The organism is Streptomyces megasporus (assembly GCF_000718985.1).
In the GTDB taxonomy this organism is placed as follows: domain Bacteria; phylum Actinomycetota; class Actinomycetes; order Streptomycetales; family Streptomycetaceae; genus Streptomyces; species Streptomyces megasporus.
In genome coordinates this window covers 238,447-253,750 of the sequence record NZ_JODL01000004.1, presented here as the reverse complement: position 1 = coordinate 253,750, position 15,304 = coordinate 238,447, and the positions used below count along the sequence as shown (strand labels likewise).

Sequence of the window (15,304 nt, the reverse complement as noted above, 5' to 3'; positions counted from 1 at the left end):
ATGGGGGTCTTCTTCTTCCTGCCGCTCGTCCTGCCGCTGACCGCCTGGCCCGTCGCGCGCCTGGCCGAACAGCGCCTGCACCCGCGCACCGCCACCGTGCTGCTGTCGGTCACGGCCGGCGTGCTGGCGGTGTGCAGCACGGTGTGTCTGGCGCTGCTGGTCGTGGTGGGGACCGCGCAACTGCCGGGCAACCCGCTGCCGGACGGTTGGTCGGACCCGGAGGTGCGTGCGGCGGTCCCCTTCGACGAGATCGCGGGGAAGGCGTCGATTCCCGCCCTGGTCGCGGTGCTGGCGGCCTGCTCGCGGACGCTGTGGGCGCACCGTCGGGTGCGGCGCCGGGCGCTTCGGGCGTTGGAAGGACTGCGCGACTCCTCGGTGGCGGTACTGCCCGACGAGGTCCCGTACGCGTACGCGCTGCCCGGCGGCCCGCGCCGGACGGGCCGGATCGTGGTGTCCACGGCGATGCTGTCGTGCCTGGAGGGCCACCGGGAGCGCCGCGCTCTGTTCGCCCACGAGCGAGCGCACCTGGTGGGCAAGCACCACCGGTACCTGCTGGTGGTGCGGCTGGCGGCACGAGCCAATCCGTTCCTGCGACCGCTGCGCACGGCCGTGACCTACACCACGGAGCGGTGGGCGGACGAGGACGCGGCGGAGGCGGTCGGCAGTCGGCGGGCGGTCGCCCGTGCGATCGGCAAGGCGGCGCTGGTCTCCCGTGGTGCTCCGGCGGTGACGCTGGCCCACCTCGCCGCGGCGGGACCCGTGCCACGGCGAGTGGCGGCGCTGTTGGAGCCGGCGCCGACGGTGCGCAGATGGCCGTCGGTGTTCACCGCGGTGGGGCTCGCGGCGTGGACGGCCGCGGCGGGCACCACCGTTTCGGCGCTGTCGTCGGCGAGTTCGGCCGTCACCCTGTTCCTCGTCCTGAAAGCGGCCACCCCCTTGTGAGAAGCCCGCGGTTCCTGTGCCGACCGCCGCTCGGACCGGGCGATCGACACAGGAGGACGGGCGGGCTCAGCGGCCCTTGAGGCGCTCGACGAGCGCGACGCCGCAGGCGGCCAGACCGACCTGGATGGCCAACTCGATCCAGTCGACGCCGTCCGTGTTCGCCACCCCCAGTCCCGCCGCGACGGCGGTGCCGACCAGGGCGGCGAGGACGCCGACTCCGATGGTCGGCAGCACCCCGGTGTGTTGGCGGCCCGGCAGCGCCAGCCGGCCCAGTGTGCCGATGACGGTGCCGATCACGATCGCGCTGATGAGGCCGGAGATCTCCATGCGGTTCCCCTTCGAGGTCGTCTGCCGGTCTGTCTGCCGGGTCTGTGCACGTCCGCCGTACGTCCGCCGTGCGACCGCCGGAGCGGGCGAGGCGGGCGTCGCAACGGTGCGTCGGTCACAGATCGAACTCGTGGGGCGACAGGTCGAGGGAGAAACACGCCTCGCGGACCACGGCCCGCTCGGTGGCGTCGAAGTGGCCGTCGGCGCCGCCGATGACGATGCCGATCTGGATCACGGCGCGGGCCTCGGCGGGCTTCTTCCTGGCCTTGGCGACTTCCTGCAGGATGCCGACCTTGCCCAACTCGAAGTCGGCCACCAGCTTGTTGACGTAGTCGTCGAAACGGCGCTGGAGGTCGTCGGCGGGGAAGTTCCGCAGCACCTCGTTGTTGGCGATCAGGTGGCTGACACGCCGCCGCTCGGCCGGGTCGATCGTGCCGTCCGCCGCCGCGACGAGCGCGCACATCGCCATGCTCGCGTCGCGGAAGGCGCCGCTCTTGAGGTCGTTCTTCTTCGCCTCCAGCTGGGCCTGCATCGTCTGGGCGGTTTCCTTGATGCGATCCCACAGGGCCATGACGTCTCCATGCGTTGTTCGGGTCCGGACCGCGGGGGAGCGGTCCGGACCCAGGTTAACTTCTACAAGAATGTAGAAAGAAGGGGGTCGAGGGGCGTCTCACGCCTCCTCGTCGCCCTCGTCCTCCCCCTCGAAGGCGTCGCCGATCTCGTCGACGATCTCGGCGGCCACCAGCCCGCCGGCCACGCCGACGGCCAGTCCGGCCGCGCCCGCGGCGATGGCCGTTCCCATGCCGGGGCCGGAACGGTGGCCGTGGTGACCGTGGTCGTCCTTGTGGGCGTACCCCCCACCATGGGGGTCGGGCTGCCCGTACGGGACCGGTGCGGCGAAGTGGCCGCGGTTGTCGGCCAGTTGACGGAGCCAGGCGTCGACGACGGCGTTCCAGTCGCGGTGTGCGACACCCTCGTGGCCCACGACATGGCGGTTGAGCGCGTCATGGCCGTCGGAGAAGAAGCCACCGGGCTTGTCGGCCTCCAGGACGATCTCCACGCCACCGGGGTTGGCGAGGAAGGTCACTTCCAACTCCCGCATGGTGTGCGCGTACTGGGGCGCGGGGGCGAGCTCGATCTCCTGGTAGAAGGGCAGTGCCTGACCGGTGCCGCCGATGTGCCCGTACTCCAGGTCGGCCGACTTGAACCCGAAGCCGAGCTGCCCGAGAGCCTCCAGGACGGCCTCCTGGGCCGGCAGCGGACCGACGGCCAAGGGGTCCAGGTCGCCCTTGTCCCTGGCGCCGCTCACCGCCAGTTCGGTGCGCACCCCGAGGACGATGCCCAGGTGCTGTCCGTGCAGTTCGGTGATCGGGGTCTCCCACGGCAGCGTGACGGCGAACGGGACGCTGCGCCGCTCCCCTTCGGCCAGGCGGAAACCACCGGCGACGGTGAAGCGCTCGAAGGCGACGAAGCCCTCGGACTCACCGCCCTCGTGCTCGGCCTCGACCCGGGCGACCAGTTCCAGGGTGATGTGGTCGATGTCGAAGTCGGCTTTGCCGCCTTGGAGGTGGACCTGACCGCTGAGGCCGCCGCCGGGGAGGAAGGGGCCGGGGTCGAGGACCGTGTCCACCGTGGGCCCGCCCACTCCGAGCGAGCCGAGCAACCGTTTGAACACCATGGTGGCGTTCTCCTTCGCGTGTGCGTGTGAGGGTGCGCGACGCCGCGCCCGGCGGGGCTTGCGCGACGCCGCGCTTTTTTTGGGGGAGTTACCTGACCGTCACTTGGCCGTCGCGCCCAGCGTGGCCAGGGCCTGGGCCCAGCGGACGTACTTCAGGTCGGCCAGGTCGGCCACCGTCTTGACGCCGAACGCCTCCTCCAGCAGTTCGCCGTCGCGGTCGGAGACGCCCTTCAGGGCGGAGACGGGGGCGGACAGGATCTCCGGCAGGCTCTTGTCCGCCCACGCCTTGTCCAGCACCTTGTCCAGTTCGATCGAAGCCACGTTGCCCTCCCGGGTCGACGATGTGCGGGTGGGGTGGCAGGGCGGGCCGCCGGAACCGCGCGGGGTGGGCCCCGCGTTGACCGGTTGCCTCCGTTGCTTCCGCGAGCGGAGCGATCACTCGTCGCGTCGTGCTGCTCCCGCGACGTGCGTACGCCCGCGGACGGCCCGGAACGCCCTGGCCACCTCCTTGTTTCTACAAGACTGTAGAAGCATAGAGGCTATGGAGCCCCGCTTGACGCGCAGTCGGGCCGTCGGTCGAGGAAAGTCCGAAAACAGCCCTTCGGGGGACAGCGCCGTTCCCGGAAGGGAGAGAAGGGGAGATCCGCCTCCACCCGCGCCGCGCGGACGTGGGTCCGCGCCGTCGCGGCGGAACCGATGCCCGGCGCCACGGCGACCGCGCGTCATCGCGGCCCACTCGAGCGGGGGCGGGTGGTCGGGGACGGACCGACGCGACCCTCCGCGGCTCGGCGCCACGTCGCTCGCGCCGAACCCCCGGAGCGTCCGCGATCCTCCTCACGTCGCCGGGACGCCCCCACCCGGCCGCCGCACCATGGAGACGTCGACGGGGTCCTGGCCCGCCACGGTGAACCCGTGGCGCTCGTGCAGCCGCCGGGCGGCGCTGCCCCGCAGGACGTTCGGTCGAACGGGCACGTCGTCGGCGTCGATCCGTTGTGGCAGTGTCCGCAGCACAGCCGATCCGAGCCCTCGGCCCTGGAGGGTCGGAGCGAGATGGAAGCGCTCCAGCCGCCGCCCGTCCTCCACGGGTCGCACGGTGACGCAGCCCGCGAAGGCGCCATCGGCCACGATGACCGACGTGTGCCGCGGGGAGAGGGAGTCCCGCAGCCGCCGCCGGACCCGATGCTCGTCGAACCGTCCCAACCGCTCCGGGTCCGGGCGCAGCACCGTCGCCCGCGGCTCCGTGACCGTCTCGACAGCCGCCGGCTTGGCGGGACGCAGCGCCCGTGCCACGGGGCGGCCCGACGCGATCCCGGGCGCCACCCGGCCCGGCCGCATCCGGCCTGCCCCGGCGCTCGTGTCCATGGGCCGAAGTATGTCAACGACCCGCCGCGACCACGTGTGCGGCGGGATCGCTTGTCGGCCGGCCGGGCGGTGGATGGGGCGGGCGAGGCAACAGGCGCTCTTGACAATCATTTTCAGTTGATGGAGTGTTGGTCCCGCGAGTGGGGCTCGGTTCCCGCCCGCCCGACTGCTCAAAAGGGGGAGAGGTGAAGGCTTTGGTGTTCCTGCCCGCGGAGCGGCCCGCACGGCAGCCGATGAGCGGAGCCGAGCCGATCGGCCTCCTGGCGTCAGTCGGCGTACCGACAGGCCGCGGACGAGCGGAGCCCCGCCCTCACGGCATGTCCCCGGCTCCCTGTCGCTAGCACCGGGAGCGCTTCCGGACGGGTTCTCCGTCCGCACCCCTCGCCCGCAGCCGATACGGCCCCCGGCGGCCGTCGCCGGTCTCCGTCCGCGTGCGAAGACCGCCGTGGCGGGCCCCTCTTCCCGTGAGTGTCGTCTTCCGCTTTCGAAAGGCCGGTCACATGTCCCCGCCCGCGACTTCCACGCCCTCGGCGAGCGTCGACGGCGCCGCGCCTGCCGGCGCGCAGCCACCCGAGCCCCCGGCGGGGCCGGCCGACCGGCTCGGCTCCCGTACGGGCTCGGCGCCGGCGTGTGCCCTTCTGCTCGTCCTCTTGGCCGTATCCGTCGTCCTGGCCATCGGAATGGGGCCGGCCGTGATCGCGCCGGACGACACCGCCCGATACCTGTGGGCCGCTCTCAGCGGCGGCCGTATCGCGGCGGACGAGGTGACCGCTTATCAGATCGTCTGGGAGATTCGCACCCCACGTGTGCTGTTGGCGGCACTGGTGGGAGCGGGGCTGAGCGCCGTCGGTGTCGCCATTCAGGCCATGGTGCGCAATGCCCTGGCCGACCCCTTCGTCCTGGGCGTTTCCTCGGGCGCGTCCGTGGGCGCGGTCGCCGTCACGGTCACGGGCGGACTGGCGGCGCTGGGCATCCACGCGATGTCCGTCGGCGCCTTCATCGGCGCCCTGGCGGCCTCCTTGCTGGTGTACGCCGCGTCGGCCGGCCGGGGCGGCCTGTCCCCACTGCGTCTCGTCCTGACGGGGGTGGCCATGTCGCTCGGGTTCCAGGCGGTGATGAGCGTGATCGTCTACCTGGTTCCCGGCAGCGAGGCCACCAGCACGGTCCTGTACTGGACGATGGGCAGCTTCGGGGCCGCCACCTGGGGCGCGCTCCCCGCGGTCACGGCGATCGTGCTGCTCGGCGTGGTCCTGCTGCACCGGCGCAGCCGCGTGCTGGACGTCATGGCCCTCGGCGACGAGACCGCCGCGAGCCTGGGCGTCGATCCGGACCGGCACCGCAAGAGCCTCCTCGTGGTCGTGTCGCTCCTCACCGGCGCGATGGTCGCCACGAGCGGCGCCATCGGTTTCGTCGGGCTGGTCATGCCCCACCTGGTGCGCATGGCGGTCGGCTCCACCCACGCCCGGGTCCTGGCCGTAGCCCCACCGGCCGGCGCGGTCTTCATGGTCTGGGTCGACCTGGTCTCCCGGACGCTCGTCGCGCCGCGTGAACTCCCCTTGGGCGTCATCACGGCGCTCGTCGGAGTCCCGGTGTTCATCGTCCTGATGCGCCGCAGGGCCTACATGTTCGGAGGACGCTGAGATGAACCTCGGGCTCGACGGACTCTCGGTGGTGACCGACGGCAGGGCCCTGGTGCGAGACCTGTCCCTGGAGGCGGCGGACGGGCAGGTCGTGGGCCTGGTCGGTCCCAACGGGAGCGGGAAGTCCACCGCCCTCAGGTGCGTGTACCGCGCGTTGCGTCCCAGCTCCGGCACCGTGTGGGTGGGCGACGACGATCTGTTCCGCCTGACGCCGCGCCACAGCGCGCGGATCATCGCGGCGCTGACCCAGGACGGGGCCGTGGACCTCGACTTCACCGTGGAGGAGCTCGTCGCGCTCGGGCGCACCCCCCACCGCCAGGGCAACCAGGCGCTCGACCGCCGGGAACGGGAGCTGTGCGAACGGGCGATGCGACGGATGGACGTCCACCACCTCGCCCGGCGAGGCGTCCTCACCCTGTCGGGCGGGGAACGCCAGCGCGTCCTGGTCGCCCGCGCCCTCGTCCAGGAACCCCGGATCCTGGTCCTGGACGAGCCGACCAACCACCTCGACATACGCCACCAGGTCGAACTGCTCTCCCTGCTGCGCGGCTCGGGTCTCACCGTCCTGGTCGTGCTGCACGACCTCAACCTCGCCGCCGCCGCGTGCGACCGGCTGGCGGTCCTCTCCCAAGGACGTCTGGTGACCGCCGGCACCCCCCACGACGTCCTGACCGCGGAACTGGTCCGCGACGTGTTCGGCGTCCACGCCGACGTCGTCCCGCACCCGCTGACCGGCGATCCGCAACTGCTGTACTCGCTGTCCCCTTCTCCACTGAACGGAAGTGCCACACCATGCCCATGACCCGCCCCTCGACTGCCGCGCGCGGGCGTGCCGCCCTCGGCTCCGCCCTCGCGGCCACACTGCTGCTCAGCGGGTGCGGCGCCGAGGTCGACTCGGACGCCGAGTCCGCGAAGTCGGAGAAGGTCACCGTCAACAGGTGCGGTGAGCCGGTGGAGTACACGACCCCCAAGCGGGCCGTCGCCTACGAGGGAGGCAGCGCCGACAAGCTGTTCAGCCTCGGCCTGACCGACCACGTCCTGGGCTATGTGATGCCGCCGGCGAACCCGCCCGTGACCGAGTCGCCGTGGGCGGCCGAGTACGCCAAGGTGAAGATGCTCGGCGACGACCTCCTCAACAAGGAACTCGTCGTGGACGCCAAGGCCGACTTCGTGGTGGCGGGCTGGAACTCGGGCTTCAGCGACCAGCGGGGTATCACCCCGGAGATCCTGGACAAGCTCGGCATCCAGAGCTTCATGCACACCGAGAGCTGCTTCAACTATCCCGAGTACCCGGAGAAGATCACCCCGTTCAAGGCCCTCTACTCCGACCTGGAGCGCCTGGGGAGGATCTTCGGGGTGGAGGAGAGAGCGAAGGAGGTCGTGAACGGTCTGAGGAAGCGCGTGGAGGCCGTGGCCGCGAAGGCCCCCGAGGGCGAGCCGGTGCCGGTCTTCCTCTACGACTCGGGCACGGACCAGCCGTTCACCGCCGGCAGCCAGGTCCCGCCCAACGACATCATCAAGACGGCGGGCGGCAGGAACATCTTCGACGGCTTGGATCAGCGGTGGACCCAGGTGAGTTGGGAGGCCGTCACCGAGGCCGAACCCGAGGTCGTCATCATCCTCGACTACGGCGACCGGCCCGCCCAGGAGAAGATCGACTTCCTGAAGAAGTCGCCCCGCACCGGCAAGCTGCCCGCCGTCGAGAAGAACAACTTCTTCGTCCTCGACTACAACGAGGGGATCAGCGGGCCGCGCAACATCGACGGCCTGGAGAAGTTCGCGAAGTACCTGCGCACCCTCAAGGCCTGAGCGGAGATCACCGCCGAGGGACGGAGCCTCTCGCGGGACACCGGCCGCGCACGCGGGACCAAGGCGCCCCCGCGGGGACATCCCCGCGGGGGCGCCTTCCGCGACCGGCCGGTGCGCCGTCGCACACGACAGGGCGGTGACCGTGGACACGAGGGCGGACGTGTCGGAGGCCGAACCCCGGCCGCTACACCGCGGCGGTGACGGGAGCGGGCGCGCGGTTCCAGTCCATGCGCGACCAGGGGAGGGCGAGTTCGTCCACCGTCGTCACGGCGCGGGGGACGAGGTCTTCGACGCGCGACGCCTCCCGGTACCGGGCGAAGACCGAGTCCACGTACCGGTGGCCGGTGTCCGCGGCGATGAACAGGACGGTCCGCTCGGGGGCACGGTCCCTCTCCCACCGGGCGGCCAGATAGCCGGCCCCGGTGGACAGGCCGGCGAAGACCGCGTGCCGGCGCAGCAGGTCGACGCTGCCCGCGAGAGCGGCGTCGAAGGCGACCCAGTGAAGGGTGTCGTAGAGGGTGTGCGTGACGTTCCCGAAGGGGATGGAACTGCCGATCCCGGCGATGATGATCTCCGGGTCGGCGACGTGCTCGCTGCCGAAGGTGACGCTGCCGAAGGGCTGGACGCCGACGAGTTCGACGCCGGGCGACCTCTCCCGCAGATATCGGGCGAGAGCCCCGGTGGAGGCCCCCGACCCCACTCCGCCGACGACGGTGAGGCGATCGGTGTCGGTCTCCCGCCCGATGTGCTCGGCCACGGCCCGATAGCCGAGGTAGTGGATGTCGTCGTGGTACTGGCGCATCCAGTGGTAGTCGGGGCGCTCGCGCAGGATCTCCTGGATGCGCTCCACTCTGCGCTTCTGGTCGAGCTTCAAGTCGTCGCTCGGGCCCATCTGCTCCAAGTGGGCGCCCAACACGGCGAGTTGGGTGCGCAGCACGTGGTCGACGGTCGTCGAGCCGACGATGTGGCAGCGCATGCCGTGGCGGTGGCAGGCGAGGGCCAAGGCGTAGGCGTAGATGCCGCTGGAGCTGTCCAGCAGGGTGTCGCCGCGCCGCACCGCGCCGGTTTCGAGCAGGTGTCGCACCGCCGCCAGGGCGGAGACGACCTTCATGGTCTCAAAGCGCAGGCAGACGAGTCCGTCGCCGAGACGTATCAGGTCCGGTCGGCCTACCGCTTCCGCTATGTGCTCGTCCATCCATGAGCTCCTCGCCGGTGGTGAAGGTCGTGAAGGTACGGGTGACCGGGATGCCGCTGTCCTCGAGCGCTCTCGCGCAGCGCCGCAGTCGGCGGTCCAGATCGGGGGAGGCGGGGTCGAAGAGCACCCCGGCCACGTTGCCGCTGTGGGCGAGCTGCAGGCCCACGGCCCCGACGCGTCCGCCGATCTCCACGAGGGCGTCGAACTCGTCGTGGCCAAGGACGCGTTGGGCGCGCCGCGCGCTGGCGGTGGCGACCCGGCCGAGGAGCGCCGGGTCCGCCTCGGCGATCGCCCGCCGCAGCAGGGACCGCAGGCGTTCGTAGGCGTGCAGGTCCTCGTCGTCGTGGGCCTGTGCCGGAAGGGAGAGGGTGTCCACCGGCTTGCCGCCGCCCAGGGCACAGCCCACGACGACGGCCGGCGGCAGCGCGTCGCCGAGGACCTCCAGCACACGTCCCTCCCGCTGGGCGAAGAGCAGCGGCCGACCGTCGAGCATCAGCGGATCGGACGCCCGCTCGGCCCGCACCGACAGACGCGCGATCGTCTCGGGCGGCAGGCGCAGACCGAAGGAGTCCGCGACCGCGCGTATGGCGGCGATGACGTCACTGCTGGAGGAACCCATCCCCAGTCCCACGGGAATGTCGCCGCTCAGGCGCAGTTCTCCGCCGCACACCGGTTCCCGGCGCCGTGCGGCGCACTCCCGCACGGCGAGGACCGCCGCGCGCAGGGCCTTGGCGCGGTCGTCCGGGGTCACCGACACGTCCTCGGGCGCGGTGCCCGGGCGGCGTGTGAACTCCGCTCGCGCGCCCGGGCCGGGCATGGGCAGGGTGACCAGGCCCGCGCAGCGCCGCCCGCGGGAGTCGAGGAAGACACCCTGCAGGATCTCGCCGTGGTGACAGGAGGCGTGCCCGGTGCCGACGACGGCGGTGCCGGCGCCGGACGCTGCCCGCGTGGTGGCCACCGTCACGAGACGCTCCCCACGCGGTAGCGGTACAGCACGGTCGGGTCGGCGCTGAACTGGGAGAAGGGGAAGGGCTCCGCGGACAGCGCCGTCACCCCGGACCCCAGGAAGGCGCGCGCCACCGCGCTGCCGGTCTGGGCGTAGACGACGAGCGGCACGCTCCGTTCGCGGCAGCGCGTCAGGACCGTGTCGAAGGTGCCGTTGCCGAGCGTCATACCGGTGGCGACCACGGCGTCGGCGGCGCCGAGGACCTCCTCCATGTCGTCGGTCACCGGGTCGCCCCACTGCGTCGTGCGCAGGTTGAAGTCGCACGGCAGCGGATCGCCGCCGCGTTCACGGACTGCCGCGACCAGGGGGTTGACGACGCCGATCAGCGCGACCTTGGCGCCGTCGTCGATGTCCAGCAGTCCGGCGATGGCCGCGTCCCGGGCCCTGGCTCGCACCTCGGGGGGCCCGGCGGGCAGTGTCACCGGTTCGGCGTGTGCCGCCTGCCGGTGGGGCCGGGCCTCGGCGAGGTAGGCGTCGAGGGCGGCGATCCGCAGCGGGCGGGGCGCCGCGCGCAGGAGTGTCTCCAGCGGGCTGCCCGAGGCGTCCCGGCATATCGCCGGGTCGATCTCGCCGGCCTCGAAGGCACAGGCTCCGAAGGAGCCTCCCAGGCGTACCAGGACGTACTGGTTGAGGTAGGTGGCGTCGCTTCCGGCGAGCCGGGTTCCGTGGTGGATCCAGAACACGCTCGTGGCCGTGAGGTCCGAGGGACGCGGCCCCTGTTCGCCCGCCAGGACGGCGGCCAGCAGATCGTCGACGGTGTCGGGACGGGGGGTGGACGGTCGCGCGCTCATGCCCGGCCGCCGCGGGTCAGCCGGAACAGGAAGGTGACGACGCCGTCCTGCCAGTCGTGCAGGTGATCGATCCTCGGGGTGAACCCCTGGTCCAGCGCGTGCCGGATGATGGTGTGCAGGTCGGCGGTGTTGGAGACGACGAGGAACACCTCTCCGCCGGGGGCCAACAGGTCCTTCTCGTTGAGTTGCGCGAAGAACCTCGCCGGCAGGGACGCGCCCACGCAGACGTTGCGCACGACATCGGGGTCGTCGCTGACGGTCTGGCTGACCGCGGGTGGGTTGAAGGTGACGACGTCCAGCCGCACCCCTTCGGGCAGACCGTCGAACAGATCCCCCACCACGGGTATGAGGGCGGTGCCCTCGCGCTCGCCCACCAGGCGCTCGTAGTGGCGGACGGTGGTGGCCACGCTCTCGGGGTGGATGTCGATCGCGTGGATCTCCCGGGCCCCGCGGACCCCGGCGACCACGGCCTCGACACCGAGCCCGACGCCCATGGCCCCGTACCGGCGGCCGCGTACGTCGATCCGGCCGTCCAGCAGCCGCTCGTGGATCATCCGGCTGGTCCAGCCCGGCATGAAGACACCCGGCGGTACCTCGAAGGTCCACCCGTTCCACTCGTGGCTGCGAGTGGTGTGCAGGTCGGCCTTGGGCTGGTTGACCGCGATGATCCGCTCGGCGGGCAGTGGCGGCGGGAGCTGCTTCAGCAGGGCGGGCCCGCTTGCTGTCGTGTCCACTGGGTCTCCTTCTCACGGGAGGACTGACGCGTAATGATAATCATATTCATCAGAGGGCCGTGGGGAATCCCCGGAAGTGCCGACGTCGAGCGCCGGCAGGGGGTGTGGACGTCGAGGGGGGTCGGGCGGGCGCGGGTGTTCGGCGGGTAGATTAATGACAATCATTTTCACTAGGGTGGCGTTGGTGCGCCTCCGGTCCGTGCGCGCTTCCTCGCCCTGCCCGCTGCCCATGCGGTGGCTCCCGGCAGGCGGCACGGACACGGACCACCGAGCCCCGCAGGCGATCCACCCCTCGACGACAGGAGCATCACGCCGTGGCGACTCCGTCCGCACCCGCGACCTCCCAGGCGAGCCCGCCGCCCCGGAGGAGCGTTCTGCTCGACATCGCCTTCCTGAGGCTGTGGGCCGGTACCACGGCATCGGGCCTGGCCACCTGGGCCCTGCCGTTCGTGCTCGGGCTCGCGGTGCTCGACCGGGCGCTCACCCCAGCGGGCCTCGGCCTGGTCCTGGCCACTCGCACGGTGGGATTCCTCGCGGCGGTGCCGATCAGCGGTGTCCTGGCCGACCGGCACTCCCGTCGGGGTGTCGTGCTGTGGGCCGGACTCGCCGCAGCCGTGGCGGCACCGCTGATGACCGCCGGGCTGGGACGCTCGCTTCCGCTGATGGCCGCCGCGTCCGCGCTGGCCGGAGCGGGGCAAGGGGCCTGTCGGCCGGCGTTCCAGGCCCTGACCGCCGAGGTCGTCGATGCCGACCGCAGGCAACAGGCCAACGCCGCCATGACGTTGGCGGTCCGTGTCACCACCTTGGTGGGTCCCGCTCTGACCGCCTTGCTCGCGGTGCTCCTCGACATCCGGGCGCTGCTCCTGGGGATCGGTCTGCTCTGGCTCGTCGCGGCCCTCGTCCCCGGCCCCGGCGCCGCCGGCGCACCGGCCACCGCGGGTCGACGTGCCTCCCTCCTCGGCGAGTTCGCCGACGGAGTGCGCGAGGCGCGCCGGCACCCCTGGTTCGTGGCCGGACTCGCCGCTCTGACCGCTGTCATCGCCACCGGCTACTCCGCCACCGGTGTCGCCCTGCCCCTGGTCAGCCGCGACCGGTACGGGACCGAAGTCGTGCTCGCCGCGGCGACGACCGCCTACACGGTGGGCGCTCTGGCGGGGGCCGTGGTCACCGCCCGCCGGCGGGCACGGTCCCCGGGCTGGAGCGCCCTGGCCGGTCTGGCCGCCTACGGTTTCGCGCCGCTCAGCCTGATGCTGCCGGTGCACCCCGCCGTCGTGATCGCCGCCTACGCCGTCGCGGGGGTCGGGATCGAGCTGTTCAACGTGCCGTGGTTCACCGCCACCCAGCGCGAGGTCGACCCGGACAAGCTCGCCCGGGTCTCCTCACTGGACTTCCTCCTCTCCTACGGTCTCGCCCCGGTCGGCCTCGCCCTCATCGCCCCGGCCATCGACGTCTTCGGAATCCGTCCGGTACTCGCCGTCTGTGCCCTGGTCTGCTTCCTCGCGCCGGCCGTGGCCGCCGCGGTGCCCACCGCCCGCCACTTCTCCCGCCGCCCGAGCCGCCCGGACTGCCCGGGGTGATCCACGGGCCGCGCCCCCCATGACCTCCCTGTACGTGCAGGACGTCACCCTGCGGGACGGCATGCACGCCGTCCGGCACCGGTACGCCGTGGAGCAGGCCCGCACCATCGCCGCCGCCCGCGAGCCGGGCACGGACGTGGCCGGCTGACCATGGACGGGGTCCGCGACCGCCTCCGCGCCTACCGCGACGTTCTCGACCCGGCCACCGAGACGGGCATCCACGCCCACCACAACCTCGGCCTGGGCGTGGCCGACACCGTCGTCGCCCTCGACCTCATCGCCCGCGGTATTGCCCGCGGTGAGCGGTACGGACGGGGCCGACCTGCCGGCACCGGCCCCGGGCGGCGTGCGGGGAGATGCCCCGTGCGCCGCCCGGGACCGGCCGGACCGGGGTCAGCTCCCCGCCAGCAGGATGTCCTGGTTCGCGGCGAACTCCGCGTTGGCCCGGTCGTAGTCGTCCGGACGGCCGATGTCGAGCCAGTAGCCGTCGAACTCGAAGGAGGCGGGAGGTGTGCCGGTTTCGAGCAGGTCGAGCACCAGATCGTCGAAGCCCAGCGGGAGACCGGGAGTGTAGGAGGCCAGGGTCTCCCTGCTGAGGCCGTAGATACCCATCGACACCCGATAGTCCAGACTGGGCTTCTCGCGGAACCCGGTGACGCGCCCCTCCGCCGTGGTGAGCACCCCGAAGTCGATGGTCACTTGGCGGATGTAGGTGGCGATCGTCAGCGGCGACTCGCTCGCCCGGTGGTGTTCCAACAGTGCTCTGTAGTCGAGGGAGGTGAGGACGTCGCCGTTCATCACCAGGAAGTGCTCGGGGAGCCGGTCGCGCAGCAGGACCAGCGGTCCGAGCGTGCCCAGCGGACTGTCCTCGACCGTGTACTCCACCTCCAGGCCCCATTGGGAGCCGTCGCCGACGTAGGCCCGGATGATGTGGCCGAGGTGGCCGATGGCCAGGGTGACCTTCGTGAAACCGACGGCGGCCAACTGACGCATCACGATCTCCAGGATCGCGTGCTGGTCGCCGATCGGGACGAGCGGTTTGGGCAGGGCCGTGGTGTACGGCCGCAGGCGTATGCCCTTGCCGCCGGCCATGATGACTGCGTGCATGTGAATGCCCCCTCTGAGAAGAGCCTTTCGTCGATACAGGTCCGGGCGCCGAGGAACCATCAGGGGGTGCGGAGACCGTAGAGTGGAACCGCTGCCCCGGCAATGGCAGTGATCGCCTGTTCAGCGTCGTCGGTTAACGAGGTCACGTTGTTCCCTTACATCGGCTCCGGTTCGTACTGCTTCTCCAACTCGCTCGCGATGGTGCTTGGTGACGATTCGCCGGATCCCGCCGTCATCGAGGTGCTCACGGGGTCGCCGTTCGGCTTCCAACTCATCGACGGCACCCTGCCGTTGTTCGACCCCTTCGGCTGGGACCCCGAGGCCGGACTGGACACGGCGATCGAGCTGCTGGGACACGAGTGCGTGCGCAGCGACGGCGACGATTCGGACGAAGCCGTGGACCGGCTGCGGGAGGCAGCGGCCCGGGGACCGGTGGTGGTCGGCCCGGTGGACATGGGCCTGCTGCTGTACCAGCCCGGTTCCGGAACGGCCAACGGCGCCGACCACTACGTGGCCGTGGAGGCGGTCGAAGGAGACACGGTCGTCTTCCACGACCCGCACGGGTATCCGTACGCGACTCTGCCGGTGGGGGCGTTCCTGGAAGCCTGGCGGGCCGAGGAGATCAGCTACGTCGACCGGCCGTTCGTGCTGCGCACGGAGTTCGAGCGACGCCGCGAGGTCTCCGCCGAGGACGCGCTGCGCGCCTCGCTGCCGAAGTCCCTCGCCTGGCTGAGCGGCCGTGGGGACGTGGAGATGCCGCCCGGCTCGCTGGGCAACGGGGCGGGCCTGGAACGGCTGGCCGAGCAGGTGGCGAGTGGGGAACTCGACCCGGACATTCGGCAGATGATGGAGAACTTCGCGGTGCGGACCGGCGCACGCCGCTTGGCCGACGCGGCCGTTTGCCTTGCCGGGATCGGCCACAGCCGCCCCGCGGGGATCCTCGCCGAGCAGGCGAGGATCCTCGGGGGAGTGCAGTATCCGCTGGTCACCGGGGATGACCGGGCGCTGGCCGAGGGGCTGCGCCGGCTCGCGTCGACCTACGACGAGCTGCGGGAGGCGTTGGCCAAGGCGGTCGAGGCGGACGAGGCCGCGACGGCCCGCTGAGCCGCCGCGGGCGGTGGGTCGGTCGGGCGTGG

General features: G+C 71.9%; 17 protein-coding genes and 1 pseudogene. 8 read left to right on the top strand and 10 right to left on the bottom strand.

Features of this window, described 5'->3' with window-relative positions; translation table 11 throughout:
* A complete protein-coding gene (locus IF47_RS0105875) occupies positions 1-942 on the top strand; it encodes a M56 family metallopeptidase (RefSeq protein WP_031507167.1) in 942 nt (313 codons plus the stop codon).
* Between the two features lie 66 nt (positions 943-1,008).
* Here IF47_RS0105875 and IF47_RS0105870 read toward each other — a convergent pair whose 3' ends face one another.
* The 5 genes from IF47_RS0105870 to IF47_RS0105850 form a co-directional block, all read right to left on the bottom strand.
* Positions 1,009-1,269, bottom strand: a complete 261-nt coding sequence (locus IF47_RS0105870) for a hypothetical protein (protein WP_031507165.1) — start codon at positions 1,267-1,269, stop codon at positions 1,009-1,011.
* 115 nt (positions 1,270-1,384) lie between these two features.
* Entirely contained in the window at positions 1,385-1,840 is a 456-nt protein-coding gene (locus IF47_RS0105865) for a tellurite resistance TerB family protein (RefSeq protein ID WP_031507164.1), read from the bottom strand.
* A 99-nt stretch (positions 1,841-1,939) separates the two neighbouring features.
* On the bottom strand, positions 1,940-2,947 hold the full coding sequence (locus tag IF47_RS0105860) for a sporulation protein (RefSeq protein ID WP_031507163.1): 1,008 nt from the start codon (positions 2,945-2,947) through the stop codon (positions 1,940-1,942).
* A gap of 99 nt (positions 2,948-3,046) precedes the next feature.
* Entirely contained in the window at positions 3,047-3,268 is a 222-nt protein-coding gene (locus IF47_RS0105855; protein WP_031507162.1) for a hypothetical protein, read from the bottom strand.
* Positions 3,269-3,781: 513 nt separating this feature from the next.
* On the bottom strand, positions 3,782-4,282 hold the full coding sequence (locus tag IF47_RS0105850) for a GNAT family N-acetyltransferase (protein WP_051717084.1): 501 nt from the start codon (positions 4,280-4,282) through the stop codon (positions 3,782-3,784).
* A gap of 527 nt (positions 4,283-4,809) precedes the next feature.
* Here IF47_RS0105850 and IF47_RS0105845 point away from each other — a divergent pair.
* From IF47_RS0105845 to IF47_RS0105835, 3 genes are read left to right on the top strand one after another with little or no spacing between them, the layout of a single operon-like run.
* Positions 4,810-5,949: a FecCD family ABC transporter permease gene (locus IF47_RS0105845; RefSeq protein ID WP_031507158.1), complete on the top strand. Its 1,140-nt coding sequence runs from the start codon at positions 4,810-4,812 to the stop codon at positions 5,947-5,949.
* Between the two features lies 1 nt (position 5,950).
* Complete coding sequence (locus IF47_RS0105840; protein WP_031507157.1) at positions 5,951-6,751, top strand: ABC transporter ATP-binding protein; 801 nt, start codon at positions 5,951-5,953, stop codon at positions 6,749-6,751.
* Positions 6,742-7,758, top strand: coding sequence for an ABC transporter substrate-binding protein (locus IF47_RS0105835; protein WP_031507156.1), 1,017 nt, complete (start codon positions 6,742-6,744; stop codon positions 7,756-7,758). Before IF47_RS0105840 ends, IF47_RS0105835 begins: the two co-directional genes overlap by 10 nt.
* A gap of 184 nt (positions 7,759-7,942) precedes the next feature.
* Here IF47_RS0105835 and IF47_RS0105830 read toward each other — a convergent pair whose 3' ends face one another.
* The 4 genes from IF47_RS0105830 to IF47_RS0105815 are packed head-to-tail and all read right to left on the bottom strand — an operon-like array spanning position 7,943 to position 11,484.
* Complete coding sequence (locus IF47_RS0105830) at positions 7,943-8,953, bottom strand: pyridoxal-phosphate dependent enzyme (RefSeq protein WP_031507155.1); 1,011 nt, start codon at positions 8,951-8,953, stop codon at positions 7,943-7,945.
* Positions 8,874-9,917, bottom strand: a complete 1,044-nt coding sequence (locus IF47_RS0105825) for a GHMP family kinase ATP-binding protein (RefSeq protein ID WP_051717078.1) — start codon at positions 9,915-9,917, stop codon at positions 8,874-8,876. Before IF47_RS0105825 ends, IF47_RS0105830 begins: the two co-directional genes overlap by 80 nt.
* Positions 9,914-10,750: a Rossmann-like domain-containing protein gene (locus IF47_RS0105820; RefSeq protein ID WP_031507152.1), complete on the bottom strand. Its 837-nt coding sequence runs from the start codon at positions 10,748-10,750 to the stop codon at positions 9,914-9,916. Before IF47_RS0105820 ends, IF47_RS0105825 begins: the two co-directional genes overlap by 4 nt.
* On the bottom strand, positions 10,747-11,484 hold the full coding sequence (locus tag IF47_RS0105815) for a class I SAM-dependent methyltransferase (protein ID WP_031507151.1): 738 nt from the start codon (positions 11,482-11,484) through the stop codon (positions 10,747-10,749). The genes IF47_RS0105820 and IF47_RS0105815 overlap by 4 nt, the downstream gene beginning before the upstream one ends.
* Positions 11,485-11,876: 392 nt before the next feature.
* Between IF47_RS0105815 and IF47_RS0105810 the strand changes: the two genes are divergently transcribed.
* The 3 genes and pseudogenes from IF47_RS0105810 to IF47_RS32085 form a co-directional block, all read left to right on the top strand.
* Entirely contained in the window at positions 11,877-13,061 is a 1,185-nt protein-coding gene (locus IF47_RS0105810) for an MFS transporter (RefSeq protein WP_211257168.1), read from the top strand.
* Positions 13,062-13,080: 19 nt separating this feature from the next.
* Positions 13,081-13,209: a hypothetical protein gene (locus IF47_RS32090; RefSeq protein ID WP_425423551.1), complete on the top strand. Its 129-nt coding sequence runs from the start codon at positions 13,081-13,083 to the stop codon at positions 13,207-13,209.
* Positions 13,200-13,427: pseudogene (locus tag IF47_RS32085) on the top strand (hypothetical protein); the annotation flags it as partial. The gene IF47_RS32090 and the pseudogene IF47_RS32085, both read left to right, overlap by 10 nt.
* Positions 13,428-13,454: 27 nt before the next feature.
* On the opposite strand, the gene IF47_RS0105800 reads toward IF47_RS32085, so the two are convergent.
* Positions 13,455-14,168, bottom strand: a complete 714-nt coding sequence (locus tag IF47_RS0105800) for a sugar phosphate nucleotidyltransferase (RefSeq protein WP_031507149.1) — start codon at positions 14,166-14,168, stop codon at positions 13,455-13,457.
* Positions 14,169-14,315: 147 nt separating this feature from the next.
* Here IF47_RS0105800 and IF47_RS0105795 point away from each other — a divergent pair, with 147 nt between their 5' ends.
* A complete protein-coding gene (locus tag IF47_RS0105795; RefSeq protein ID WP_031507148.1) occupies positions 14,316-15,272 on the top strand; it encodes a hypothetical protein in 957 nt (318 codons plus the stop codon).
* Positions 15,273-15,304: the final 32 nt, after the last annotated feature.